The following is a 22670-nucleotide window of genomic DNA, read 5'->3' on the forward strand; positions in this document are numbered from 1 at the left end:
TGAAACCCTCCAAGAAACCCGACTTGATGATTAGCGCTCAACGCAGGGCAGGTAGTTACGCAAACGCGGGTAGTTGCTGTACGCCACGCGATGTATTCTACACCATCGTTTTTCCTTGCTCTCTAGGCCATTTTTGGGCTATTTTGAACCAAAACAGCCCAGTGGGTCACAACAAATCTTATACACTGTACACCGCTATGGAACTCAAAGGACTGGTACTCTCGGGCGGCAAGGGCACACGTTTGCGCCCCCTGACCCACACCCGCGCCAAGCAACTGATTCCCATTGCGGGCAAGCCCAACCTTTTTTACGCCCTGGAAGACCTGGTGGCCGCCGGGATTACCGACATCGGCGTGATTCTGAGCCCCGAAACTGGCGACGAGGTGCGGGCTGCCCTGGGCGACGGCTCGAGCTGGGGCGTGCGCCTCACCTACATTGTGCAGGAGGCCCCCCTGGGCATCGCCCATGCCGTCAAGACGGCCCAGCCGTTCCTGGGCGACAGCCCCTTTGTGCTCTACCTGGGTGACAACCTGCTTTCGGGCGGCATCAAGCACCTGGTGGCCGAGTACCGCCAGACCCGCCCGGAAGCCATTGTGCTGCTCACCCCGGTGGAAGACCCCCGGGCCTTTGGGGTGGCGGTGCTGAACCAGGCCGGTCAGGTGGTTCGCCTTCTGGAGAAACCCCAGGATCCCCCCTCAAACCTGGCATTGGTGGGGGTGTATCTGTTTAGCCCGGCCATTCATGCCATTATCAACCGCCTGAAGCCCTCCGGGCGCGGCGAGTACGAGATTACCGAGGCCATCCAGGGCCTGGTGGATGGGGGTCAGAGGGTCGTGGCCCACCAGGTGCGGGGCTGGTGGAAAGATACTGGCAAGCCCGAAGACCTGCTGGATGCCAACCGGCTGGCCCTTTCCCAGGTCGTGCGGCGGGTGGAGGGCGAGCTGCTCGAGGCCGAAGTGATTGGGGAAGTGGTGGTGGAGCCAGGAGCCAAAATTGTGCGCAGCACGGTGCGCGGCCCGGCCTATATTGGGCCAGGAGCCCTTATTGAGGATGGCTATGTGGGCCCCTACACCGCTATTGGAAAGAACGCCAAACTGATGGCCAGCGAGGTCGAGTACTCCATCCTGATGGACGATGCCCAGGTCTATGCGCTGCCCTATCGCCTGGACAGCAGCATTCTGGGGCAGGGGGTGGTGGTGGATGGCAAGGGGAACACGAGGCGCCACACGCTGCAGCTTGTGTTAGGGGATCGCAGCCGGGTAAGGTTGTAACTCTTGGCTCGAGCCTTTACCGGACGTATCTTGGCCCAAAGTGACCTGCCTTGCTCTCCCCAAAATGACCATGTACTATGGCCCTAGACATAAAAGTTTCCAAAAGCTATTTCAAAGCCCATGCCCTCGAGCTTTTGCGCCGGGTAGAGGCTACGGGCGAGCCCCTGATTTTGAGCGACCGGGGCCGGCTGGTGCTGGAAATTCGCCCATACCGGGGCGAGGAGGTGCGAAAGCGCCTCCGGGGCACCCTGTTGCGCTACGAGCAGCCCACGAAGCCCACGGATGAGCCCTGGGAGGCGCTACCTGTGTGGTTAGGGTAGGAAAGGAATGCCCAAACTGCCTTCGTTTATCTTGTTCAATATCAGGCTGTAGCTTGCCTTGCGGGCGGGGTTGGGGTCGAGCCAGATACGCAAATGGGCCTCGAGCCAGACGGCTTTTTTGTGCAGGCCGTGCAGGGCGGGGTAGTATTCGCGGGTATACAGCAGCCCCCCCCGGTAGCCTTCGGCCAGAAAGCGGGGGTTGCTGGGGGTGGAACTACCACCGAGGTGTAGCACCCTCCGCGGCACCAGCAAGACCTGCCAGCCCTTGCGGCGGGCGCGGGTACACCACTCGAGGTCATCGTTGTAAAAGAAAAACCGCTCGTCCATCCCGCCGATGGCCTCGTAAGCCGCGCGGGGCATCAGGGTCAGCGCTCCTGAAATCCAGGCTACTGCACGGGGTTTGTACAGATTCCAGTAGTTGAAAGCGTACAAGGGGCCAAAGGACTGGTAATGCCCCTCAGGGGTGATAAGGGTAGGCCCCACCAACGCGGTTCTGGCGTGGGCCTGGGCTGCTTGGAGCAGGGCCTCGAGGTCGCCCGCCTGGAGATACACGTCGCTGTTCATCTGCACCAGGTAGGGCCGGGTGGTTCTTGCTAGGCCCTGGTTGACCGCAGCAGGGTAGCCTCGATTTTCGGTACGAATCAGCTGGTATTGGGGAAATTGAACCTCTACGGCCTCGGCGCTGCCGTCGCTCGAGCCCGAGTCCACCACGATTACCTCGGCTTGGGGGTAGTGTTGTGCCAGCCGACCCAAGCATTCTAGTAGCACTGCCCGGGCGTTGTGGCTCACCACCACAATGGAGAGGTCGTGCATTCCTAGGCAATATATCCCTTTTCCCGCAGATAATCCCGCAGGGCTTCTGTCCAGGGGCGGGTCTTTAGACCCAGGGCGGAAAGCCGCTCGCTTCCCAGGGCAGAGTAGGCGGGGCGCTTGACAGGCGAGGGAAAGGTGCTTGCGGGTATGGGCTCCACCGGAACCTCCAGCCCGCACAGCCGAACCGCCTCCTGTGCAAAAGAATGCCAGGAGCAGACCCCCAGGTTGGCCCCGTGTACGATGCCGCGCACGTCTTGTTGCAGCAATTTCAATAAAAGCTGCGCCACGTCCAGGGTATAACTGGGGCTCATGAACTGGTCGGCCACCACCCGTAAGGGCCCTCCGGATCGGGCTTTTTGCAAAATGGTTTCGATGAAGTTACCCCCCTTGCCGCTTGCGCCAGCTTTTCCAAAGACGCTGGAAATCCGCAGCACCAGGGTGTTTTCCAGAGCGATGCGGCAGAGGTGTTCCCCTGCCACCTTGGATGCCCCGTAGACATTGAGGGGGTTGGGGGAGTCGGACTCGAGGTAAGGAGCTCCCTTAGCCCCATCAAAAACGTAATCGGTGCTGATGAACACATATTTGGCCCCGGTGGTCTTGGCTATCCGCGCTCCGTGCAAAGCTCCCAGGGCGTTGACCTGAAAGGAGCGCGCCGGCTCGGCCTCGCAGGTCTCCACCTTGTGCAAGGCGGCAGTGTTGATGATGGCCGCCCAGGCCTGGCCGCCCAGCGCTCGTTCTACCGAGGCTGAGTCGCTGACCTCGAGCTCCTCGTGGGTCAACCCCACCACCTCGTAATGCTCGGAGAGCACCCGCACCAGATCGCTACCGAGCTGCCCACGGGCCCCGATGACCGCCACCCTAGAGGATGCGCCCATCCAGCTCCACCTCGTGGATAATTTTCTGCCACTCCATCAGATTCTTGTACCACTTGAGTGTGATGGTGCGGTCGTCGGGCACCACCGTCCCGGCCTCGAGGGCCGCCGCAATCTCCCGCGCCGCATCAGCGGGGGTAAACCTGGGAGCATAGCCCAGGGTGTTTTTGATCTTGGCGAAGCTGACCTGGTACGAGCGGTGGTCGGGTAGCCCATACCATTCGAAGGCAAAGGGCTTGCCCAGGGCCTCGGCCACCTGTTGGGCCAGCGGCATAATCTGGTAGTTCTGCTCGTCGGCACCCACGTTAAAAATCTGACCGTTTACCTTCTCCTTAGGGGCTTCCAGCACCATCAGGAAGGCCCTCGAGGTGTCCCGCACGTGCACAAAAGGCCGCCACTGGGTACCGTCGCGCAGGAGGGGGATCTTCCCGTCGCGCCACAGCCCCAGGGTCATCCCGTTGATGGCCAGGTCAAAGCGCATTCGGGGTGAGAGGCCGTACACGGTGGCCTGGCGCAGCGCCGTCACGCAGAAGGTGTCGTCAGCCAGGGGCAGGTTAGACTGCTCAGCCTTCAGGTTGGCTTCGGCGTAGGTGGTGAGTGGGTTGGTGGGGGCGGTCTCGTCCAGGATGCCGTCCTGGAACCCATAGATGCTGCACGAAGAGGCCAGTACATAGCGCTCCACGCCGCGCTCCTTGGCCAGTTGGGCCACGCGGGCCCGCCCACGGTGGTTAATGGCTAGGGTCGTTTCGGGGTCGAGCTCCCCGGCGGGGTCGTTGGAGAGAGCCGCCAGGTCAATCACCCCCCAGATGCCCTCCAGTAGCCTGGGGTCGAAGTCCCGAACATCGGCCTTGACCAGTTCCAGGTTGGGGTTTTCCTTCAGGCGGCTCAGGGTCGGGCCAAAGAAGTACCGATCCAGCGCACGTACCTGGTAGCCAGCCTCGAGCAACAACTCAGTCATCACGCTGCCAATGTAGCCCCCAGCCCCTGTCAACAAAATTTTGTTCATGCCATTACCTCGTAAACGAAATTGTTATCGGCCTCGGTCAGCTCGGCCAGGGTGGGCAGAATCACATCCTTGGGCGAGAGCAGGGCCTCCTGGGCAAGCGGCCAGTTGATGCCCAGGGCGGGGTCATCCCAGCGGATGCCCCGCTCGGTCTGGGGGCTGTATTCAGCGGTCACCTTGTACCAGACCATTACACCCTCGCTCAGGGCTTGGAAGCCGTGCGCAAACCCCTCGGGAATCCAAAGCATGCGGCGGTTCTCAGCGCTCAGGATGGCGCTCACCCACTGGCCGTAGGTAGGGGAGCCTTTGCGAATGTCCACCGCCACGTCGTAAATCTCACCCTTCAGGCAGGCTACCAGCTTGCCCTGGGCCGAGGGGTTCATCTGATAGTGCAGGCCCCGCACTGCGCCTTTATGTGAATAGGAGAAGTTATCCTGGACAAAGTTTCGCCGGATGCCCCCACGACCAAACTCGGACTGCTTGAAAGTTTCCATAAAAAAGCCCCGTTCGTCGGGGAAAGCCCTGGCTTCGACTAAGATGACTTCGGGGATGGTTTGGGGTATAAACCTGAAGGGCATGGATAAACAACCTCCGGAGAAATATACTACCTTGTTGGTTATCAGAGCCAAACACCTGTGATGGTACACCATGAGTGAAGGAATCAGCCCGTTGGCAGTAATTCAAACTGCTCACCTAGGTCAAAACGTCAAGATAGGCGAATTTTGTGTCATTCGATCCAATGTAAGAATTGGAGACAACGTTGTGATTCATCCCCACGTTGTGATCGAATCAGGTGTGGAGCTTGGAGACGGCGTGGAAGTCTTCCCCGGCGCCTATCTCGGCAAAGAGCCTAAGAGCCCGGGTGTTTTGGCTCGTAAGCCAATTTTTACTCGCCGTCTGATTATCGGTGCAGGCTCGTCCATAGGCCCACACTGCGTACTGTATTTAGACCTCGAAATTGGCGAGTCCTGTCTTATTGGAGATGGAGCCTCGATTCGTGAACAGACATATATAGGAAGTAAGACGATTATCGGAAGGTACGTTACCGTTAATTACAACACTCGAATTGGTAGCGGTGTGAAAATTATGGATCACTCTTGGTTGGCTGGCAACATGATTATTGGTGATAACGTCTTCATTTCAGGGGGTGTACTCACAGCTAACGATAACGCTATAGGGTTGACAGCAGATTACCGAGAGAGCGACGTAGTAGGGCCTACTATTAGGGATAACGTCGCTATTGGGGTTGGTGCTGTAATCCTTCCTAAAGTAACGATTGGGAAAGGGGCTTTAGTAGGTGCTGGTGCTGTCGTAAGCCGAAGCGTGGAGCCCAAGGCCGTAGTCATGGGGGTGCCTGCAAAACATAAGAGGTACTTGGAGGAGGAATGAAGCTCGAGCAAGCCAGAATTATCAATCTGCCAAAGGTTGAGGATCCAAGAGGCAACCTCACTTTTATTGAAGAAAGCAAGCACATACCCTTCGACATTAAGAGGGTATACTACCTATATGACGTTCCAGGTGGTGAGAGCCGAGGAGGTCATGCCAATACTAAAACTGCACAACTTATAATTGCGGTCTCGGGTAGTTTTGACGTAATTGTAGACAATGGTTTGATGAAACAACGGTTTCACTTGAACCGATCATACTTTGGACTGTACATTCCCACATACCTCTGGCGTGAGCTGGACAACTTTTCCTCAAGTTCAGTTTGTCTCGTGCTTGCCTCAGACTTCTACTCTCCTGACGACTACATCCGTGATTATAACGAGTTTCTGAAGGTGGTGAGATGTGATAGCCAAAGTACCTTTTCTTGACGTGGGGGCCACGTACCGCGAACTTAAGGCTGAGCTAGATGCTGCAGTGGGACGTGTACTAGAGAGTGGTTGGTATATTGGTGGCTCGGAAGTCGAAGCATTTGAGACTGAATATTCTAGGTATGTCGGTGCCGAATATTGTGTGGGAGTAGGGAACGGATTGGACGCACTTCATTTGGCACTTAGGGCAATGGGGGTTGGGCCGGGTGATGAGGTGATTGTCCCCAGTAATACTTACATTGCTACTTGGCTGGCAGTTTCGTACAGTGGTGCTACTCCCGTCCCCGTGGAGCCTGATCCTGCTACTTATAACCTTGATCCCTCTCGAATCGAGGCTGCACTCACTCCACAAACAAAGGTCATCCTTCCGGTGCACCTATACGGCCAACCCGCTAACCTCGATCCGATTTTGGAATTGGCCCGTAAGCATGGATTGTATGTACTAGAGGATGCTGCCCAGGCTCATGGCGCTCGCTATAAGGGGCGTCATGTTGGTGCTCATGGTGACGCTGTGGCTTGGAGCTTCTTTCCAGGCAAAAATCTGGGGGCTTTCGGTGATGCGGGGGCTATTACTACGAACAACCCAGAGATCGCCGAGAAAGTTGCTTTGCTACGCAACTATGGCTCTAAAGTTAAGTACGTCAACGAGCTGGCGGGTTACAATAGTCGCCTTGACCCGATACAGGCCGCCGTACTGAGGGTAAAGCTGAAATATCTCGATGAGTGGAATCATCGCAGGCATACACTAGCAAATTTTTACCTTGAGCAGCTTAAGCATACCGGCCTGATTCTTCCTTACGTCCCTGATTGGGCTATGCCTGCTTGGCATCTGTTCGTTGTGCGGACACCTGAGCGCGATAACTTGCAGAAGCACCTTGAGGCCAGTGGGATTGGAACCTTGATTCACTATCCGATCCCGCCGCATCGTCAACAGGCATATGCCAATCTGGGTCTGAGAGAAGGTACTCTGCCAATCTCTGAAGCAATTCACCGCGAGGTGTTGAGCCTCCCGATAGGGCCGCACATGAGCCTTGAGGAAGCGAAGCGGGTCGTTGAGGCCGTTGGTTCATTCGCATGGGTTCAATCATAAGAGCTACAGTCATTCTTGGCAGCAGCTCTGTAATTAGCCTTATTGCTAGTTTTCTGAGCAACAAAGCCTATGCAGTTTGGATTGGCCCGGATGGTTTGGGCCTTCTTGGGCTCTTTCAGAGTTTCCTAGGTATTACAGCCATTGGGGCTGGCATGGGATTGTCGTCCGGGTTGGTACGGTTGGGTGCCCCTCACGCCAAGGAGGAAGCTAGTAATTCACAGCTAATTGCGCTGCAACAGGCAGCTTGGCAAATCTACAGAATTACGCTATTGCTATGTACGACTATCATCCTCGCCTTCAGCCACCCGATTGCTGAGCATCTGCTCGCTAACAGCCCGGTTTGGGGTGTCGGAGTGTTAGCCTTTGGCCTAGCTCTTAGCCTTGCTGCCGGGATACAAATAGGTCTTCTCAATGCTTACCATCGCGTTGGCTTGCTAGCACAAGTGACTGCCTTGTCCAGCATTTTTGGTGCGGTTTGGGGTATTACGCTGGTGTGGTTTTGGAGAGAGAACGCTCTGCCCTGGGTGGTTCTTGGTATGCCTCTGGGCCAGTTCGTTCTTTCCCGAATTTTTCTGGGAAGACTGCGTATGCCCTTGATCAAGGCTAACTCTCGAGACATCAGAGCGGCTCGTATTGAGCTGCTGCGCTTCGGTCTCCCATTTGTGGGTAGTCAAATAGTAGGAAGCGCAGTGCAACTGGGGATGCCCTTTCTGGTACTGCATCAACTTGGTCAGATCGAGGTAGGCTACTACCGAGCCGCCATCCTGTTCTCCACGGCTTATATTGGGTTCCTGCTCAACGCCCTCGGTCAGGATTTTTACCCCAGGCTTTCAGCGCTTCAGAACAAACCTCAAGCTTTTTGTGCTGCCCTCGATCTCCAACAACGATTCGTCCTACTTTTAGGTAGCCCGCTGGTTGTGTTTTCGCTGGCCGTAGCCCCGTTGGCGGTTAGCGTTCTATTCTCCTCTGAATTCAGACCGACAGCCGATATACTACAATGGCATCTTTTGGGCGACTTGTTCCGGTTCGTGAGCTGGACACTTGGGTATGCTGTGCTTGCTGGTTTACCGAACCGCGCTTACCTCGTCACAGAGACGCTTGGTGGAGTCTGCTTGCTCATCTTCAGCCTGTGGGGTATGGATCGTTTTGGAACGAGTGGGCTGGGGGTTGGCTGGTTATTGACCTACTTTTGTTATCTAATAATCACAGGTATCGTGGTCGCATTCGGGCTGCGCTGGCGGCCCAGTCTTACAAATGTATTCTTGTTGTTATGTGCTATAGGTGTGGCTGCTGCAACCATCGCATTGCCAGAAGTCGGGAAGATTATGCTAACTTTGCTGTGGGGTTTGGTATGTATATCGCTGTTGCTAAGATACTTTGGGAAAGCGTCACTTAGTAGGAGTTAGTAATGAGTAGCCCCTTAGTTAGCGTCTTGATTCCAATCTTTAATCATGCGCAATATATCTCGCGCTGTCTTGACAGTCTGCTTGAGGATGGCTGGGACAACATCGAGGCATTAGTTGTAGATGACGGCTCAAGCGACAATTCCTTCGAAATCGCCCAGGAGTGGGCAGATAGACATTCAACAAAATTGACACGCTTTGAACTAACTCGGCAGCAGAACCAAGGCTTACCTCGTACCCTTAATCGTTTATTAGAAAGAGCAAAAGGCGAGTATATCGCTCTGCTGGCGAGCGACGACTACTTGCTTCAGGGTGGTATTGCTGCTCGTGTGAAGGCTTTGGAAGCCAACCCAGGATGGTTGGCGGTAATTGGCGATACCTACATTGTCGATCCTGCTAACAACCTTTTGGATACGAGCGGGGCTATCAGCTTTGCTAAGAGACAAGCATGGGTGTTCGACCATCCGAAAACCCTACGCCGCGAACTGTTGGTGCGCTGGTGGTCCCCAGGCCCATCAGTCATGTTGCGCAAAGGCACTTTTCATCCTGACCAGGTTGGCCTTTATGACGAATCTCTTTCATTTGAGGATCGTGATTATTACCTTAGACTTATCTCTCGTGATGGGTTAGGCTTTGTGAACTACCCTGTGGCAGCTTACAGGATAGATCCAGCCAGACTTTCGGCCCCGCCGCCAGAACATATATTGAGAGATGAAGTCCTATCTGAGCGAAAGAATGCCAGCAACTTTGGCTTGATCGAACGATTTATGCTTAGCATTCGTTCGCATAGAACAAAAGTGAAGCTCATGCTTCGCAGAGAGCCCAACAGCCTACCCAACAAGTTGCGGATGGCTGGTGTAAACGTTTTTTGGGCGTTGATTCGACTATACCACCTTTTGTATCTACATGTAGTTCATATGTTCCAGAGCCAGAGTAAATCATTCTCTTATGAATAGTACTGGGATCTGCAAATGATTCTCACCTCCTCAACAGCCCCAAAACGATTTGCTTTAAGTTTTGGTCTACTTACCTTCGGTTTATGGCTTATCTGCGTTTTCTCGCTTTTTGTACCCACACAAGTCTATGTTCTACTTTTCGCATCGTTTATATTTTGTGTTACCTTACTGGTCGTTTTTCGAATCAATGCCGGTTTGGCGAGACCTCGAGGTTTAGCCTTAGTGTTTATCGGGGTTACCTACATTGTGTGGGCGAGCTTAGTGTTTGCACTGAACCGGGAATTCTCAGTCCCTAAGCAGTATATAAAGTTAGTCCTTAACACGTCGTTCTTTGTTGCCTCAGTAGTGTTTTTCGAGCAACATAGACAACATTCAATCTGGATGCTTCGCTCGCTCAAACATCTCCTAGCCCTACTGATCGCGTTGAGCGCGGTTCAGGTTACTCTGAATGTGGCCCTGCTCAATGCCTGGCTTTGGCCGTTTAGTGGACAGATATCGAACTCTTCTGCTGCCTACTTGATCGCTACTCCAGGAGTATTTTTCGGAGGAGTGGAAAAAAATATCTGGGCTACCAAAATCGCCTTTGTGGTTATCTTATACATAAGTATTTCCTGGGTCGAGCGAAGGGTGAGCTTGTTGTCTTTAGTAATTATTGGACTAGGTTTGTTTTGTGTTTTGTATACCTTCGGACGAACGGCTCAATTGGCGACGTTTATTGGACTTGCCCTGTTCGGTTTATTGATAGTACTCAATTCGAGACAGCGGCTATATCGGCTTTTTCTATTCGGACTAATACTGCTATTGACACCATTTATCCTACAGTACTTGAGTAGCCTGCTACGATTTGATTGGTCTCTATTTGATCTTTCGCAGGATGCCCAGAAAGATGGTTTTCAGGGCCGTCTTTTGCTATGGATGTCTTTTTTGAGGAACCCCGGCGACTTCAATTATCTTTGGGGAAACGGCATTCAGTATGGCCGCTACTATTTTTCTGAGATCGTCTTTCTGGGTAACGACAACTTTCACAATGTCTTCTTGAACCACCTCGTGGACTTTGGTGCACTAGGGTTGTTGTTATATATATTTATGATTGCTACCATCTTCTCTCGCCCAGTGGCTTTATCCACTCGACTTCTTTTGCTGCTTCCACTGCTTGCCTGCGCTAGCCTTCAGTATGTGGGCTATGACAACGACATTATGGTATATTTATCAGCCTCATGGATAATATTGCAAGGTTCGATTTTGTCCTGCCCAAAAAGGAATTGTCCCACCCAAATTCAGGCGAAGGCTGAACTCTCTTATCGGCAAATATAGAACATATCTGCAGAACGTTATGAAAAAGCCACTGTTTACCTTAATTGTTGCCACGCTCGGGCGAGAAAGAGAGCTAGATTCGTTCCTGGATTCCGTTTCTAAACAGACTATCGACCTTTCTGAGATTCAAATTGTAATTGTAGATCAAAATAGCGACATTGACCTAGAGCCAGTTATCAATCAATATCAGAATCGTCTCCATATTTTGCACATGCGTAGCCCTAAACCTGGCCTCTCGCACAATAGGAATTTAGGTCTTGACGTGGCCAAAGGGCAGATTGTAGCTTTCCCGGACGACGACTGCTTGTACTATCCAGACACCCTTGACAAGGTTAGGGAGGCTTTTCGGCGAAACCCAACTAGCAATCTAATATTGGGCCGAATTGTGGATCGGAGCACGGGGAAACCGATGCTTCGCAAATGGCCAACCAGCCCAAAAATAGTCTCTAGGATGAATTTTTTGACCTACTACAGTTCCATAACTATTTTTGCAAAAAATTGCCCATATTTTGACGAGCGCTTGGGTGTGGGTACCTACTTTGGCTCGTATGAGGATGCAGACTTTGTTTATAGTGTTTTGTTGCGTGATAAGGGGGCAATTTATGACCCAACCATAGAGGTCTGGCACGAAGAGCAGAATATGCATGTGTTCAACGAAATAAAGATTTGGCAGTATGGTCTGGGTTTCGGAGCCCTGACGAGGAAGCACTTGTCTTTTGTGATGGTGTATTGGTTGTTGGGTGTACTGACTTACCACACTCTGGGTCTGTTGCGAGCGTTCCTCAGGTCGGATTCTGGCGAAGTACGCAAACGCTGGCTCTCGATAGCCTCCAGAATTCAAGGCTTTCTGCGTTTTCCGAGAACTCCAGAGAACTAAGATGAGAAAGTTAGGCTTGATTATTCCTACTTTGAATGCTGGCAAAGCGTTTCATAAATGGATTGAGGCATGTAGCTCCCAAACCGTCAAACCACAGTATATCTTGGTCATAGATTCAGCCTCTGACGATGAAACTGCTGCTTTGGCATCCCAGGCTGGATTCATGGTTCATCGCATAGACCGACTTGCATTTGATCACGGCGGCACTCGTCAGGTCGGAATCGAACTGTTACCTGATGCAGACTTACTTATATTTATGACACAAGATGCCGTTCTGGCGAGACCAGACGCGCTGGAGTACCTGATCAACGTCTTTGAGGAACCCACTGTGGGTCTGGCCTATGGTCGCCAGTTGCCTTATCCAGATGCAGGTCCCATAGGAACCCATGCGCGATTGTTCAACTACCCCGAACGTTCGGAGGTTCGTAGCCAGCAAGATATTGCCTCTAAGGGGTTCAAGGCGGCCTTTAACTCCGACTCGTTTGCTTGCTACCGGAAAAGTGCGCTCGAGCAAGTGGGGGGGTTTCCCCGCAACATTATCTTTGGAGAGGATTCCTATGTGGCGGCCAAGATGCTTCTTTCTGGCTGGAAGGTGGCCTATGTTGCAGAAGCCCAGGTCTATCATTCGCACGACTACACCCTGAGGCAAGAGTTTCAGCGCTACTTCGATATTGGGGTCTTTCATTCCAGAGAGCGATTGCTGCTGGAGGCGTTTGGTAGCGTAGAAGGCGAGGGCCTGCGGTTTGTGCGCTCTGAGCTAACCTACTTGCTGCAAAAGGCACCCCAAAAGATTCCCTCCGCACTGTTACGCACTGTACTCAAGTATGCAGCGTATCGCCTGGGCCGCCTGGAGGCTTTCCTGCCCAACCGCTTGAAACAACACTTGGCCATGAATAAAAAGTACTTCCAGAAGAGCTGAGTGAAATCCTTTAGCATGTAGGCCTGGAGGTGTATGCAAGCGCTGAGCCATGAAACCCTATCCAGCTCTCCAGCCGTTCTGGCCTCTCCCCGCCGCACGGCTTGGGTGTTGCTGCTGACAGATGCTATTGCTGTAGTAGCTTCCTTTTTGCTGGCGGTTTTGCTGCGTTATGTATGGGATCGTTCCCTGCTGTGGGAGCTATACCTTGATCTGTGGCCTGCGCTTTTGCTGTTTCCCCTGGCCTACGGTTTAGCCGGGTTGTACGGAATGGGAATTGCACCGCCAGAGGAGCTGCGCCGTCTGAGTTATGCCACAAGTCTGGTCTTTATAGTGCTGGGCAGTGCAACTTTTATGTACAAGGCCGGGGCCGACTACTCGAGGGGGGCTTTTGTGTTTGCCTGGGGCCTGATGCTGTTTCTGGTACCGTTGGGGCGGGCTCTGGTACGCGAGTTATGGGCACGCAAGCCCTGGTGGGGGGTTCCGGTGGTAGTGCTAGGCGCAGGCCAGACTGGGCAAAACGTGCTACGGGCTTTGAATAAGCAGCCAGGCCTGGGCCTGAAGCCTGTGGGGCTGCTGGACGACGATCCGGCGAAGCAAGGCCAGCAAGTCGAGGGGGTGCGGGTGCTGGGAGGACTGGATCGGGCTGCCGAACTGGCCCGCCAGGGAGTAGCGTATGCCATCGTCGCCATGCCAGGGGTACCCAGAAACCAGCTTCTCGAGCTGCTGGAGCGGCATGGTGCGGCATTCCCTCATCTCCTTTTGGTGCCAGACCTGTTTGGCCTCTCGAGCCTGTGGATTTCGGCACGGGATCTGGGGGGTGTATTGGGCCTCGAGGTGCGGCAGCGGCTTTTACAGCCAGGGCCACGCTGGATCAAACGGGCTATGGACATAACTTTCTGTTTGGTGCTAGCCCCGGTCTTGGGACTGGCAGTGGCTATATTGGGTTTACTGGTGCGACTGGATTCACCGGGCTCCGTTTTTTATGGGCACAAGCGCTTGGGCTTTCGATCCAAAATGTTTCAGGCTTGGAAGTTCCGTTCCATGGTGCAGAATGCTGACCTGAAGTTAGAGGAGTACTTGAATCAACATCCGGAATTGCGAATCGAGTGGCAACGGGATCAAAAACTCAAAAACGATCCCCGCATCACCCGAGTGGGGGGTTTTCTGCGCAAAACCAGCCTGGACGAGCTCCCCCAACTTTGGAATGTTCTTCGGGGAGAAATGAGCTTGGTGGGCCCTCGGCCCATTGTGGAAGAGGAAATACGGCGCTATGGCCCACTTTTTGACCTCTACACAAGGGTTCGACCTGGACTGACAGGGCTTTGGCAGGTTTCGGGTCGCAACGACACCACTTATGCCGAGCGTGTAGCGATGGATGCTTATTACGTGCGCAACTGGTCGCCCTGGCTAGACCTGTACATTCTGGCTCGGACGGTATGGGTAGTTTTATTTGCCAAAGGAGCTTATTAGCCTTGAGATGGCTCAGTGCTGCGCCTTTCATGCTATTGCCCTTGCAGCCCACGTGGTTTGTGGCTTTGGCCGGGATTGTCGGCGTGTGGTGTGTGATTCAGGGTCACCGGCCTATGGCGGGACTGTTCGGGTTGATCGCGTTTTTAGGTATGGTGGGCCAGTTTTTTGCTCCTGCAAGCCTCTATTCAATGCCCGCCTTACCAGCTTATGTCAAGAATTTGGCATCCGAAGGTGAGGTGCAAAATCTAATCAGGCTTCCTGATCTGAACGCTTTGCACGGTTGGAACAATATTGATGAAAGAGGTGGGTGGGCGGTTCCTCAAGGTGACGGATTCTGGAGATTACCACGATATAACCCTCAGTCGCGTCGTGAACAGTTGGAGTTCCTGACTGATCATCAATATCCTCTCGAGCCTGGTCGAACCTATACCCAAAGCTTTTATCTGCGTCACGACGGGCAACAGGCCAACCTACAAATCACCTTCTTTACCTATCAGGGTCATCATCCTGTACCCACCCAGATGAACATGGTAGCACCGGGAGTATACCGTGTTTGGGGTAGCTATACCGCAAGAGAGGGTGATGTTTCCTTACGAGCAATTGATTTTTTGAACCAAGGGGGCGACTTTACCTACCTTGATGTGGGCTGGGCGCAGCTCGAGGTGGGCACGGTACCCACGGCCTACCGGCCGGGTCCCACGGGCGAGCTATCTAATTTTCAGCGTGCCTGGGCGTGGGCAAGCCAGATAATGCTAGGTTGGTTGGTATTCACGGGTGTGGGTTTTTGGCGCAGATACCTTGAGGCCCGCTGGGTAGTGGGGTTTCTGCTGTTAGGGTTGGCAATACATCTCGGTTATGCGCTTTGGCAACTTCAGGATCACAACCTGGAACGTACCTGGGGATTCACGCCACAGCCCAATCTACTAGGCCACACAGCGGTTATGTCCGCTGGGCTGGTGCTTATGCTGGGTGGCTGGCGGGTTGGCTTACTGGGCTTGTTGGGGGCGGGCTTGGGGGTGGTGGTCTCTGGGAGCCGGACGGCCTTTCTGGCCCTTTTAGTTCTTGGGATGTTCTGGATGTGGAGTCTGCCCAGAGGGCGTCGGTGGGTATTTATTACAATGAGTTTTCTGGCGCTGGCGTTCTGGCGCTGGCCGGAGGTGTTAGGTAGACTGGGACAACTGGGAGTGGACTCCAGTGGACAGTCTCGTTTGCAGTTCTGGCAGGTGGCCTGGGAGGCTTTTCTTCAGCACCCCTGGTTTGGTGTGGGTTGGGGGCATTTCCCTTTATTTTTTCAAATGAATTTGCCCAAGGATTTCATCGAGTTTCCGACCCACGCCCACAACCTGCTGCTGTCTCTGCTGGCCGAAGGAGGGCTGGTGCTGGTAGGGGCTTACTTGTTTTTGACCCTGGCGGTGCTCTACAAACTTGTAGTGCATAAAGCCTGGCCAGCAATGGCATTGTGGGGATTGGCTTTGGGGCTTAATATCCTAGACTACACCTTTTTCTATGCGGGTGTGTTTGGTTCGCTCTGGGTGGGAGTGGGCTGGGTACTGGGGAATGTACAATACCGACGTGAATGAACCGATGTCATCTGCCGACGAGATCACTTTGCGCGACCTTTACCTGGTGCTGCGGCGCAATTCGCGCCTGGTTATAGGGCTGCCAGTCATACTGGTTTTGCTCACCCTAATCGGAAGTTTGCTCTGGCCCAAAACCTACACCAGCCAGGTGGTGGTCAGTCTATCGCTCTCCAACCAGTCCAGTCAGGGCCTGCTCAACAACCTGCCCTCGCTGGCAGGGCTGGCCCAGGGGTTTGTGGATTTGCAACAGACCAAACTGCTGGCCAACCAGTTGGGGGTAGACGACCCCACCCGCTTCTACAAGGCCCGCTTCGACGAAAAGCGCGGGCTGCTCTTTTTAACGGCCCAGGGTCGCACGGCTGCCGAGGCCGGGGAACGGGCTGAGCGGATTTTGCAGGTAGCCCGTAGCTACCTCGAGCGCAACCTGCTGGAAGGGGCCCAGGCCAACCTGCGGGCAACCCAAACCCAGGCCCGCCTGGACCTTCGGGCCGCACAGGACGGGCTCAAGGGCATCCAGGCGCAGCTCAAAATTGCTCCTGATCGGGCTGTTTCCGATGCCACCATTGCGGCGGGCCTCGAGGCCCGGGGCAACGACCCCCAAACGGCCCGTGCCAGCAACCCGGCCTACACCAGCCTGAGCCTGGACGAGTCCCGCCTACGCTCCCAGATTGCCCAGCTCGAGGCCCGCATCACCACCCTGACCGACTTCCTGAAGCAACCCGAGGCTATCGGTCAGCTGGTCAGCCAGGCCCTCTTGGTACAGGTGCTGGTGCCCCCCGCCGAACCGCTGCGCCCCAGCTTCCCCAGGCCCTTGCTGTTCACCGTAGTGGCTGGGGTTCTGGGCTTGCTCCTGGGTGTTATCTGGGCGTTTGTGGCCGAGGCGGTCAAGCCCCAACCGGTTCTCGAGCCCCACCGTTCGGAGCTGGAGGTAAGGTGAACCGAGCCAAAGACTGGCTCGAGCAGGCCCGGGCCAACCTGGGCCATGCCGAGCGCAGTCTGGCCTTTGGAGACTACGCCTGGGCTTGCTTTGCAGCCCAACAGGCAGCCGAAGCAGCTCTCAAAGCCCTGCATCTTCATCTGGGGCAGGTGGTCTGGGGCCACTCCCTCCTGGATTTGCTGGGGGCCCTGCCAGCAGCGGCCAGTGTGCCAAACTCGTTGTTGGATGTGGCCCGGGTTCTGGATAAGTATTACATCCCAACCCGTTATCCAGATGCCCACCCCGCCGGTCCGGCGGCCAGGCACTATACTGCGGGGGAGGCTGAGGCTGCGGTGCGCCTGGCTGTCGAGGTGGTGCATTTTTGTGCTGCGCGTATGGAAAGCTGAACCCGAACGCTGGCGTTCTGAACTCTCGGTCTGGGCCCGGAGCCTATCTGAGCGAAGCGAAGTGTTGGCGGTGGTGCTGTTTGGCTCCCTGGCCCAGGGGCGGGCTACTGCGATGAGCGACGCCGATGTTTTGATTGTTCTGCGGGAGAGCGCACTGCCGTTTGCGGAGCGGATGGTTGTCTACAAGCCCCAGGGCCTGAGCATCGGGGTTGAGGTTTTTCCGTACACCCTGGAGGAAGCCCGGCAAAGCTGGCGGGAGGGCTGGGGAATGGTACGGCCCGCCTTGCAAGAAGGTGTGGTGCTTTTTGAGCGACCTGGTGCCCTGGCTCAAGTGAAAAGGCTCGAGACCGAAGAGGCGAGCCCGAACCACCTGAAATTCAGGTGAACAGGCTCGAGATCGAAGATGCGAGCCTGAGCCACTGAGGGTTAGGTGAACAGGCTCGAGACCGACTCCCCCCGGTGAATCCGCCAGATGGCTTCGGCGAAGAGCGGCCCCACGCTCAGTTGCTTAATTTTGGAGCTGGGCCGGGCGTTGTAGGTGCAGGTATTGGTGGCGGCCACCTCCAGAATGGGGCCTTTTTCAATTCGATCAATGGCGGGCCCCACATACACCCCGTGCGTAAAGGCCGCGTACACCGCCTGGGCTCCATTCTGTGTGAGCGATTCGGCGGCCTGGATCAGGGTGCCTGCGGTGGAGACCTCGTCGTCAACGATCAGGGCGGTCTTGCCGCGCACATCGCCCACCAGCCCCCTCGAGGTCACCTCGGTATCGGAGAGGCGCTGCTTGTCAATGAACGCAATGGGCAGGGCCAGTCGGCGGGCCAGAGAGCTGGCCCGCTTGATGTCCCCTGCATCGGGCGCAACCACTACGGCGTTTTCCAACCTGTCTACCTGGGTGGCAAAGTAGTTGGCAATTACCGGCTCCGCCGACAGGTGGTCTACCGGAACCTTGAAAAAGCCGTGTACCTGCGCCGAATGGAGCGTCATGGTCAGCACCCGGTCGGCGCCTGCGGCCTGAATCAGGTCGGCGACCAGGCGGGCCGCAATGGAAATGCGGGGTGCGTCTTTCTTGTCGCTGCGGGCGTAGGCGTAGTAGGGAATCACGGCCGTGACCCGCGCCGCGCTGCTGCTCTTGGCGGCATCTATCATCATCAGGAGCTCCACCAGGTGATCCTGCACCGGAGGGGTGAGCGACTGAATGATGAAAATATCGCCCTCGCGCAGGCTCTGCTCGTAGCGGACGAAGAGGCAGTCGTTGGCGAAGCGCTCGGTGGTGCTTTTGCCCAGGGGCACCCCCAGGTTCTCGGCTATTTCCAGGGCCAGGGGCCGGTTGGACTGTCCACTAAAAACCATCAGAGGTCGTTCCATATGCCGCCTGAAAGCATACAACGCAGAAAGCGATGGGCGGTGATACGAACCTCCCCAAACCGCGACCCGGTCGCCTTATCCTATTTTATAACGTCTTTATCTGAACACCTGGCCAATCATGGGAGCGATGAAGTTGGGAACAGGGGTTAGGGGATAGGGGACAGGCCTTTGAAAACCGCAACCCTTCTCCTGCTGCCCGCTCTCAGCTTGGGTGTCGTGGAAAGTTGGGTATATGACTAAAGTTGTTACAGCCGCTCTATTTCGGTTTGCAGGCCAGTGGTGACCTCCGGGCCAGACTCGTGCAGGAACACATTAATCTCGCTGCGAATGCCAAAAGGGCCGGGGTAGACCCCTGGCTCGATGGTGAAGCCCAGGCCGGGAATCAGGGGGCGGGTGTCGTGGGTCTCGAGGTCGTCCAGATGGGTTCCGTTGCCGTGGGTGGCGCTATAGCCCAGGTGGTGGCCGGTGCGGTGCAGAATGTGGGCTCCCATACCAGCCTTTTCGATGACCTGGCGGGCGGCGCGGTCGAGTTCGTAGCCCCTGGGTCTACGGCCCTGGGCCAACGACTGACGACAAACCTCGAGGGCCGTGTCCCTCGCCTCCTGCACCACCATCCAGGCTTCCTGAACCCGATCCGAGACCTCCCACCCGGCCATCCAGGTCACATCGGCGTAGGGGCCCTCCGGCTCCTTGCACCACAGGTCAATCAGCATGACCTGCCCCCGCTCCAATCGGCTTTCCCCCACGGTGTGGTGGGGGTTGGCCGCATTGGGGCCGTAGGCCACCATAGGAGGGTGATCAAAGACCAGGCCCCTAGCTTCGAAGACCTTGCTAATCTCGGCCTGCACCTCCCGTTCAGAAGGCGGCTGGTCGAGCCGGGCCCGCACAAAGCCCAGGGCATGTTCCAGCGCTGCGCGAATGCCCTGAGCAGCCCGCTTGTGAGCGGCCAGGTCGGCGGGCGCCCAGGTCTGGAACTGCAGCAGGATTTCTGCCGAAGAGATCACCTCGAGGCCCATCCCGCGCAGCAGTTCCAGGGTTCCGGCATCGATGCGGGAAAGGTAGGGAATGCCCCCGCCGGGGTGATATTCCATGGCGATACGCCCCAGTGGGGCGACGTGGGTCTGCAGGGCATGGGCGAATTGTTCCCAGCTCGAGAACACCACCCACTGCCCCGGCAGGTTGGGAAAGCTACTCTTCTCGATGGCATGAACGATCAAAACGGGTTCACCCTGCGCGGGGATCAGATACGCAAAGCGGCGGCTGAGCATGCGGCCTTGCAACCCCAGGGCTTCCAGGGCGAGCACATTGCTCCCCTGAAAACTGTAGAGCAGCCAACCGGGTATGCGGGCCTCTTGCAGGGCTTGTTGGGCTTTAGCGATGTCCATGAGTCCATACTAAGGGGAACCGGGGACAGGTTTCACGGAGCCGAAGGCATAGAGTCTGAGGCGAGAGTAAAGCTGGACTCGGTTTTTATCCGCGCCGCCAGGCCTTTTGCCAGGCGAAGCAAGCGGCCCTGTACCCTCAACCCTGGACGCTGGGCTACCTGGCGTGTACTTGCTTACGTTTTGGTGAGGGTTCCGTGCTACTCTTAGGAAGGAGGTTTTCTGTGGTTCAGGAGCAGACCGTGCTTTCCATTACCCCCTTGGCCGCCGAACGGGCCAGGGAGATTTTGAATCGGTACAACAAGCCTAATGCGGCGATTCGCGTTTTCATCAAGTCGGGCGGCTGTAGCGGTTATCAGTACGGCATGGCCGTGGACGAGCGGGAGCTCGAGGGGGATACCACGGTGGAAATGCACGGGGTGCGGCTGGTGGTAGATCGCATGTCCCTGCCCCTGCTGGCGGGCTCAGAGGTGGACTGGGTAGAAAATCTGATGGGTGGGGGTTTTAGCGTCAACAACCCACAGGCTACGTCTTCTTGCGGCTGCGGCCACTCCTTCCGCACCGATGGCGCCAAGGTGCCCAACGGTGAAGGCGGCAGTTGCTGCAGCAGCTAGACGACTTTTGCCCGCATATGCATTTCCGGGGACGCGCTGCAGGGCTAAGCTAAGCGTTGGTCGGCAGTGAGCCTTGGCAAGCCCAAAAAACATCAAATGTAACTCGCGCTATAAACCAATATCTCGATGGGTTTTTCCATCCACCAATCGGTGGATGGATTGTGTTTGCGTGTTCGTATATCTGTCCTGGAGAATAAACGCTTTGAGTCTGAAAGGGACAGGTCTAAGTTTGCCCCCAGTTTGACGTGTTTTGCCAGATGGCTATAATAGGGGCGGCAAATGCCAAGCAATAAAAGATTCTGCGACGCAGAATCCCAAAGGAGGCTAGATGAATCGCTTTAGCAAGATTGTTGCACTTGGTCTAACCCTGGTGGCCGGTGCAGCCATGGCTGGCCCGGCTGACAACAGCCTGGTCATTGGGACTTCCCAGGAGCCACGGGTGCTCGGGGGCGACTTCCTTAACGTGATCTCCAACCAGTCCATCAAGGTTGAGATTGAGAACTACCTGTTCTCACCCCTCATCGTTCAGAACCTGCGGGCCGAGAACGAGGCGGTGCTGGCCACCGAGGTACCCACCCTGGCCAACCGCCGTCTGCGCGTGACGGATATTGGAGGTGGTAAGCGCCGCCTGGAGATTGACATCACCCTCAAGCCCAACCTGCGCTGGTCGGACGGCGACCCCCTGGACACCGACGACTTTGCCTTCTACTTTGAGGTCGGCAAGGCTAAAGGCATGGCCCTCAACAACCCCGACTACTGGGAGCGCGTCAACCTGCGGGTGCGCGACAAGCAGAACTTTTTGAGCCGGCCTACTACTATGACACCTACGGCTCGCCCATGGGGTATGCACCTTCCCACATCATGCGGGCTGAATGGGAGAAGGTCAAGGCTGCGGCAGCTCCTCTCAACCCCGACCGCGACGCCCAGCGCCTGAACGAGCTCTACCGCAACTTCTTCCAGCAATTTAGCTCCAACCAGGCCATCAATGCGGGCCGCATGGTTTACAGTGGGCCTTTCCGCGCTTCGCGTTGGGTTTCCAACAGCTCCATCGAGCTGGTGCGCAACCCCAACTTCAACGCCATTGTGCCACAGGGTGGAGCGGACAAGTACGTTCAGCGAGTGGTCTACCGCGTTATTCAGAACACCAACTCGCTGTTGGTAGCCATCCTTGGCGGCGGTATTGACGCCACCTCGACTGTGGGTATCTCGGCTGACCAGGCCCGCAGCAAGCAGCTTACCAGCCGCGCCGCTGGCCGCTTCGACATCTGGGCCATCCCCGGAGCCATCTGGGAGCACATCGACATCAACAAGTTCACCAACGTGCAGCGCGTGCGCGACCTTACCCTGGATGACAAGCGCACCCGCCAGGCTCTTCTGCACGCCATCAACCGGGATGCCTGGGTGCAGGCTTTCTTCGATGGCGCAGAGCCCGTTTCGCACACCTGGGTGGCGCCCTCCAACCCTCTCTTCAACCCCAACGTCAAAAAGTACGAGTACAACCCGGCTCGAGCCCGCGAGTTGCTGGCCCAGGTGGGCTGGCGTCCAGGCCCCGATGGCATCCTGCAGCGGACGGTGGATGGCCGCACGGTGCGATTTGAGCTTGATTGGGTGACCACTGCTGGGAACGCCATCCGCGAACGCACGCAACAGCTCTTTATTGAGCAGTGGCGTCAGGTGGGCATCGCCGTCAAGACGGCCAACGCCCCCAGTGCGGTGGTCTTTGCCGACGACTTCATCCAGCGTGGCGAGGAAGGCAAGTGGCTGTTCTTCATGTTCGCCTGGGTGAGCAGCCTGGCCGAAGATGGCAACCTCTTCCAGTTCAAGAACCTCAACACCGGCGCTCAACTGGTACCCAGCAAGGATAACAACTACGCTGGACAGAACATCGGTAACTGGCGCAACGACGAGTTCGACCGTCTGACCAGCCAGGGGGTGCTCGAGTTCGACGAAGCCCGCCGTAAGCAGCTCTTTGCCCGTGCGCAGGAGATTTGGGCTGAGGAGCTGCCCGCACTGCCCTTGCGCTTCCGCTCGAACTTCCTGGTTGTGCGCAGCGGCCTGGTTAACTACGTGGCCGCGACCTACTCGGGCGGTAACGGCTACCCTGGCTGGAACTCCTGGGAGATCGGCTGGGCCAGCCGCGGGGCCGTCAAGCGCCACGATCAGGCTCAGGCGGGTGGTATTGCCATTAAGTAGCCTTACCCAAATGGTAGGGGAAACCAGGGGTTCGCCCCTGGTTTCCCTTTGAGCGCCCATGTTTTCAACGAATAGTGGCCTGGATACC

General features: G+C 56.0%; 22 protein-coding genes and 1 pseudogene. 17 read left to right on the forward strand and 6 right to left on the reverse strand.

Features of this window, described 5'->3' with window-relative positions:
- Positions 1-197 precede the first annotated feature (197 nt).
- Entirely contained in the window at positions 198-1271 is a 1074-nt protein-coding gene (locus tag J3L12_RS03975) for a glucose-1-phosphate thymidylyltransferase (RefSeq protein ID WP_208013753.1), read from the forward strand.
- A 77-nt stretch (positions 1272-1348) separates the two neighbouring features.
- On the forward strand, positions 1349-1591 hold the full coding sequence (locus J3L12_RS03980; protein WP_208013754.1) for a type II toxin-antitoxin system Phd/YefM family antitoxin: 243 nt from the start codon (positions 1349-1351) through the stop codon (positions 1589-1591).
- On the opposite strand, the gene J3L12_RS03985 is transcribed toward J3L12_RS03980, so the two are convergent.
- Genes J3L12_RS03985 through rfbC form a run of 4 tightly spaced genes read right to left on the reverse strand, consistent with a single transcriptional unit; the run spans position 1583 to position 4857 of the window.
- Complete coding sequence (locus J3L12_RS03985) at positions 1583-2404, reverse strand: glycosyltransferase family 2 protein (protein ID WP_208013755.1); 822 nt, start codon at positions 2402-2404, stop codon at positions 1583-1585. The genes J3L12_RS03980 and J3L12_RS03985 overlap by 9 nt on opposite strands.
- 2 nt (positions 2405-2406) lie before the next feature.
- The gene (gene rfbD, locus J3L12_RS03990; RefSeq protein ID WP_208013756.1) at positions 2407-3279 is read right to left on the reverse strand and encodes a dTDP-4-dehydrorhamnose reductase; all 873 of its coding nucleotides are present in this window, start codon (positions 3277-3279) and stop codon (positions 2407-2409) included.
- Complete coding sequence (locus tag J3L12_RS03995) at positions 3263-4282, reverse strand: SDR family oxidoreductase (RefSeq protein ID WP_208013757.1); 1020 nt, start codon at positions 4280-4282, stop codon at positions 3263-3265. Before J3L12_RS03995 ends, rfbD begins: the two co-directional genes overlap by 17 nt.
- Positions 4279-4857: a dTDP-4-dehydrorhamnose 3,5-epimerase gene (gene rfbC, locus J3L12_RS04000; protein WP_208013758.1), complete on the reverse strand. Its 579-nt coding sequence runs from the start codon at positions 4855-4857 to the stop codon at positions 4279-4281. The genes J3L12_RS03995 and rfbC overlap by 4 nt, the downstream gene beginning before the upstream one ends.
- 70 nt (positions 4858-4927) lie before the next feature.
- On the opposite strand from rfbC, the gene J3L12_RS04005 reads away from it, so the two are divergent.
- The 13 genes from J3L12_RS04005 to J3L12_RS04065 all read left to right on the forward strand — a co-directional run bounded on the left by J3L12_RS04005 (position 4928) and on the right by J3L12_RS04065 (position 17410).
- The gene (locus J3L12_RS04005) at positions 4928-5668 is read left to right on the forward strand and encodes an N-acetyltransferase (RefSeq protein WP_208013759.1); all 741 of its coding nucleotides are present in this window, start codon (positions 4928-4930) and stop codon (positions 5666-5668) included.
- Positions 5665-6093: an FdtA/QdtA family cupin domain-containing protein gene (locus J3L12_RS04010; protein WP_208013760.1), complete on the forward strand. Its 429-nt coding sequence runs from the start codon at positions 5665-5667 to the stop codon at positions 6091-6093. The genes J3L12_RS04005 and J3L12_RS04010 overlap by 4 nt, the downstream gene beginning before the upstream one ends.
- Complete coding sequence (locus J3L12_RS04015; protein ID WP_347708829.1) at positions 6068-7183, forward strand: DegT/DnrJ/EryC1/StrS family aminotransferase; 1116 nt, start codon at positions 6068-6070, stop codon at positions 7181-7183. The genes J3L12_RS04010 and J3L12_RS04015 overlap by 26 nt, the downstream gene beginning before the upstream one ends.
- Entirely contained in the window at positions 7168-8589 is a 1422-nt protein-coding gene (locus J3L12_RS04020; protein WP_208013761.1) for an oligosaccharide flippase family protein, read from the forward strand. Before J3L12_RS04015 ends, J3L12_RS04020 begins: the two co-directional genes overlap by 16 nt.
- A 2-nt stretch (positions 8590-8591) precedes the next feature.
- Positions 8592-9542 (forward strand): glycosyltransferase, encoded by a 951-nt coding sequence (locus tag J3L12_RS04025; protein WP_208013762.1) that lies wholly within the window; start codon positions 8592-8594, stop codon positions 9540-9542.
- 15 nt (positions 9543-9557) lie between these two features.
- Positions 9558-10856 carry an O-antigen ligase family protein gene (locus J3L12_RS04030; RefSeq protein ID WP_208013763.1) on the forward strand — a complete coding sequence of 433 codons (1299 nt, stop codon included), beginning with the start codon at positions 9558-9560 and terminating at the stop codon, positions 10854-10856.
- Between the two features lie 19 nt (positions 10857-10875).
- Positions 10876-11733, forward strand: coding sequence for a glycosyltransferase family 2 protein (locus J3L12_RS04035; protein ID WP_208013764.1), 858 nt, complete (start codon positions 10876-10878; stop codon positions 11731-11733).
- Between the two features lies 1 nt (position 11734).
- A complete protein-coding gene (locus J3L12_RS04040) occupies positions 11735-12652 on the forward strand; it encodes a glycosyltransferase family 2 protein (RefSeq protein ID WP_208013765.1) in 918 nt (305 codons plus the stop codon).
- Between the two features lie 33 nt (positions 12653-12685).
- Positions 12686-14122: an undecaprenyl-phosphate galactose phosphotransferase WbaP gene (gene wbaP / locus J3L12_RS04045; RefSeq protein ID WP_208013766.1), complete on the forward strand. Its 1437-nt coding sequence runs from the start codon at positions 12686-12688 to the stop codon at positions 14120-14122.
- 113 nt (positions 14123-14235) lie between these two features.
- The gene (locus tag J3L12_RS04050) at positions 14236-15702 is read left to right on the forward strand and encodes an O-antigen ligase family protein (RefSeq protein ID WP_208013767.1); all 1467 of its coding nucleotides are present in this window, start codon (positions 14236-14238) and stop codon (positions 15700-15702) included.
- A gap of 4 nt (positions 15703-15706) precedes the next feature.
- Complete coding sequence (locus tag J3L12_RS04055) at positions 15707-16639, forward strand: Wzz/FepE/Etk N-terminal domain-containing protein (RefSeq protein WP_208013768.1); 933 nt, start codon at positions 15707-15709, stop codon at positions 16637-16639.
- The gene (locus J3L12_RS04060) at positions 16636-17025 is read left to right on the forward strand and encodes a HEPN domain-containing protein (protein WP_208013769.1); all 390 of its coding nucleotides are present in this window, start codon (positions 16636-16638) and stop codon (positions 17023-17025) included. Before J3L12_RS04055 ends, J3L12_RS04060 begins: the two co-directional genes overlap by 4 nt.
- A complete protein-coding gene (locus J3L12_RS04065) occupies positions 17003-17410 on the forward strand; it encodes a nucleotidyltransferase domain-containing protein (RefSeq protein ID WP_208013770.1) in 408 nt (135 codons plus the stop codon). Before J3L12_RS04060 ends, J3L12_RS04065 begins: the two co-directional genes overlap by 23 nt.
- A 41-nt stretch (positions 17411-17451) precedes the next feature.
- On the opposite strand, the gene J3L12_RS04070 is transcribed toward J3L12_RS04065, so the two are convergent.
- A complete protein-coding gene (locus J3L12_RS04070; protein WP_208013771.1) occupies positions 17452-18393 on the reverse strand; it encodes a ribose-phosphate pyrophosphokinase in 942 nt (313 codons plus the stop codon).
- Positions 18394-18638: 245 nt separating this feature from the next.
- Complete coding sequence (locus tag J3L12_RS04075) at positions 18639-19778, reverse strand: Xaa-Pro peptidase family protein (RefSeq protein ID WP_208013772.1); 1140 nt, start codon at positions 19776-19778, stop codon at positions 18639-18641.
- A 221-nt stretch (positions 19779-19999) separates the two neighbouring features.
- On the opposite strand from J3L12_RS04075, the gene J3L12_RS04080 reads away from it, so the two are divergent.
- Positions 20000-20389: an iron-sulfur cluster assembly accessory protein gene (locus J3L12_RS04080; protein WP_208013773.1), complete on the forward strand. Its 390-nt coding sequence runs from the start codon at positions 20000-20002 to the stop codon at positions 20387-20389.
- A 328-nt stretch (positions 20390-20717) separates the two neighbouring features.
- Positions 20718-22582 (forward strand): annotated as a pseudogene (locus J3L12_RS04085) (peptide ABC transporter substrate-binding protein).
- The last annotated feature ends 88 nt before the right edge of the window (positions 22583-22670 follow it).

This window comes from Meiothermus sp. CFH 77666 (assembly GCF_017497985.1).
GTDB lineage: Bacteria > Deinococcota > Deinococci > Deinococcales > Thermaceae > Meiothermus.

Excerpts from the sequence above, each read along its gene's own strand:
- J3L12_RS03975 (WP_208013753.1), top strand. The coding sequence starts at position 198 with ATGGAACTCAAAGGACTGGTACTCTCGGGCGGCAAGGGCACACGTTTG.
- J3L12_RS03980 (WP_208013754.1), top strand. The coding sequence starts at position 1,349 with ATGGCCCTAGACATAAAAGTTTCCAAAAGCTATTTCAAAGCCCATGCC.
- J3L12_RS03985 (WP_208013755.1), bottom strand. The coding sequence starts at position 2,404 with ATGCACGACCTCTCCATTGTGGTGGTGAGCCACAACGCCCGGGCAGTG.
- rfbD (WP_208013756.1), bottom strand. The coding sequence starts at position 3,279 with ATGGGCGCATCCTCTAGGGTGGCGGTCATCGGGGCCCGTGGGCAGCTC.
- J3L12_RS03995 (WP_208013757.1), bottom strand. The coding sequence starts at position 4,282 with ATGAACAAAATTTTGTTGACAGGGGCTGGGGGCTACATTGGCAGCGTG.
- rfbC (WP_208013758.1), bottom strand. The coding sequence starts at position 4,857 with ATGCCCTTCAGGTTTATACCCCAAACCATCCCCGAAGTCATCTTAGTC.
- J3L12_RS04005 (WP_208013759.1), top strand. The coding sequence starts at position 4,928 with ATGAGTGAAGGAATCAGCCCGTTGGCAGTAATTCAAACTGCTCACCTA.
- J3L12_RS04010 (WP_208013760.1), top strand. The coding sequence starts at position 5,665 with ATGAAGCTCGAGCAAGCCAGAATTATCAATCTGCCAAAGGTTGAGGAT.
- J3L12_RS04020 (WP_208013761.1), top strand. The coding sequence starts at position 7,168 with ATGGGTTCAATCATAAGAGCTACAGTCATTCTTGGCAGCAGCTCTGTA.
- J3L12_RS04025 (WP_208013762.1), top strand. The coding sequence starts at position 8,592 with ATGAGTAGCCCCTTAGTTAGCGTCTTGATTCCAATCTTTAATCATGCG.
- J3L12_RS04030 (WP_208013763.1), top strand. The coding sequence starts at position 9,558 with ATGATTCTCACCTCCTCAACAGCCCCAAAACGATTTGCTTTAAGTTTT.
- J3L12_RS04035 (WP_208013764.1), top strand. The coding sequence starts at position 10,876 with ATGAAAAAGCCACTGTTTACCTTAATTGTTGCCACGCTCGGGCGAGAA.
- J3L12_RS04040 (WP_208013765.1), top strand. The coding sequence starts at position 11,735 with ATGAGAAAGTTAGGCTTGATTATTCCTACTTTGAATGCTGGCAAAGCG.
- wbaP (WP_208013766.1), top strand. The coding sequence starts at position 12,686 with ATGCAAGCGCTGAGCCATGAAACCCTATCCAGCTCTCCAGCCGTTCTG.
- J3L12_RS04050 (WP_208013767.1), top strand. The coding sequence starts at position 14,236 with ATGGCGGGACTGTTCGGGTTGATCGCGTTTTTAGGTATGGTGGGCCAG.
- J3L12_RS04055 (WP_208013768.1), top strand. The coding sequence starts at position 15,707 with ATGTCATCTGCCGACGAGATCACTTTGCGCGACCTTTACCTGGTGCTG.
- J3L12_RS04070 (WP_208013771.1), bottom strand. The coding sequence starts at position 18,393 with ATGGAACGACCTCTGATGGTTTTTAGTGGACAGTCCAACCGGCCCCTG.
- J3L12_RS04075 (WP_208013772.1), bottom strand. The coding sequence starts at position 19,778 with ATGGACATCGCTAAAGCCCAACAAGCCCTGCAAGAGGCCCGCATACCC.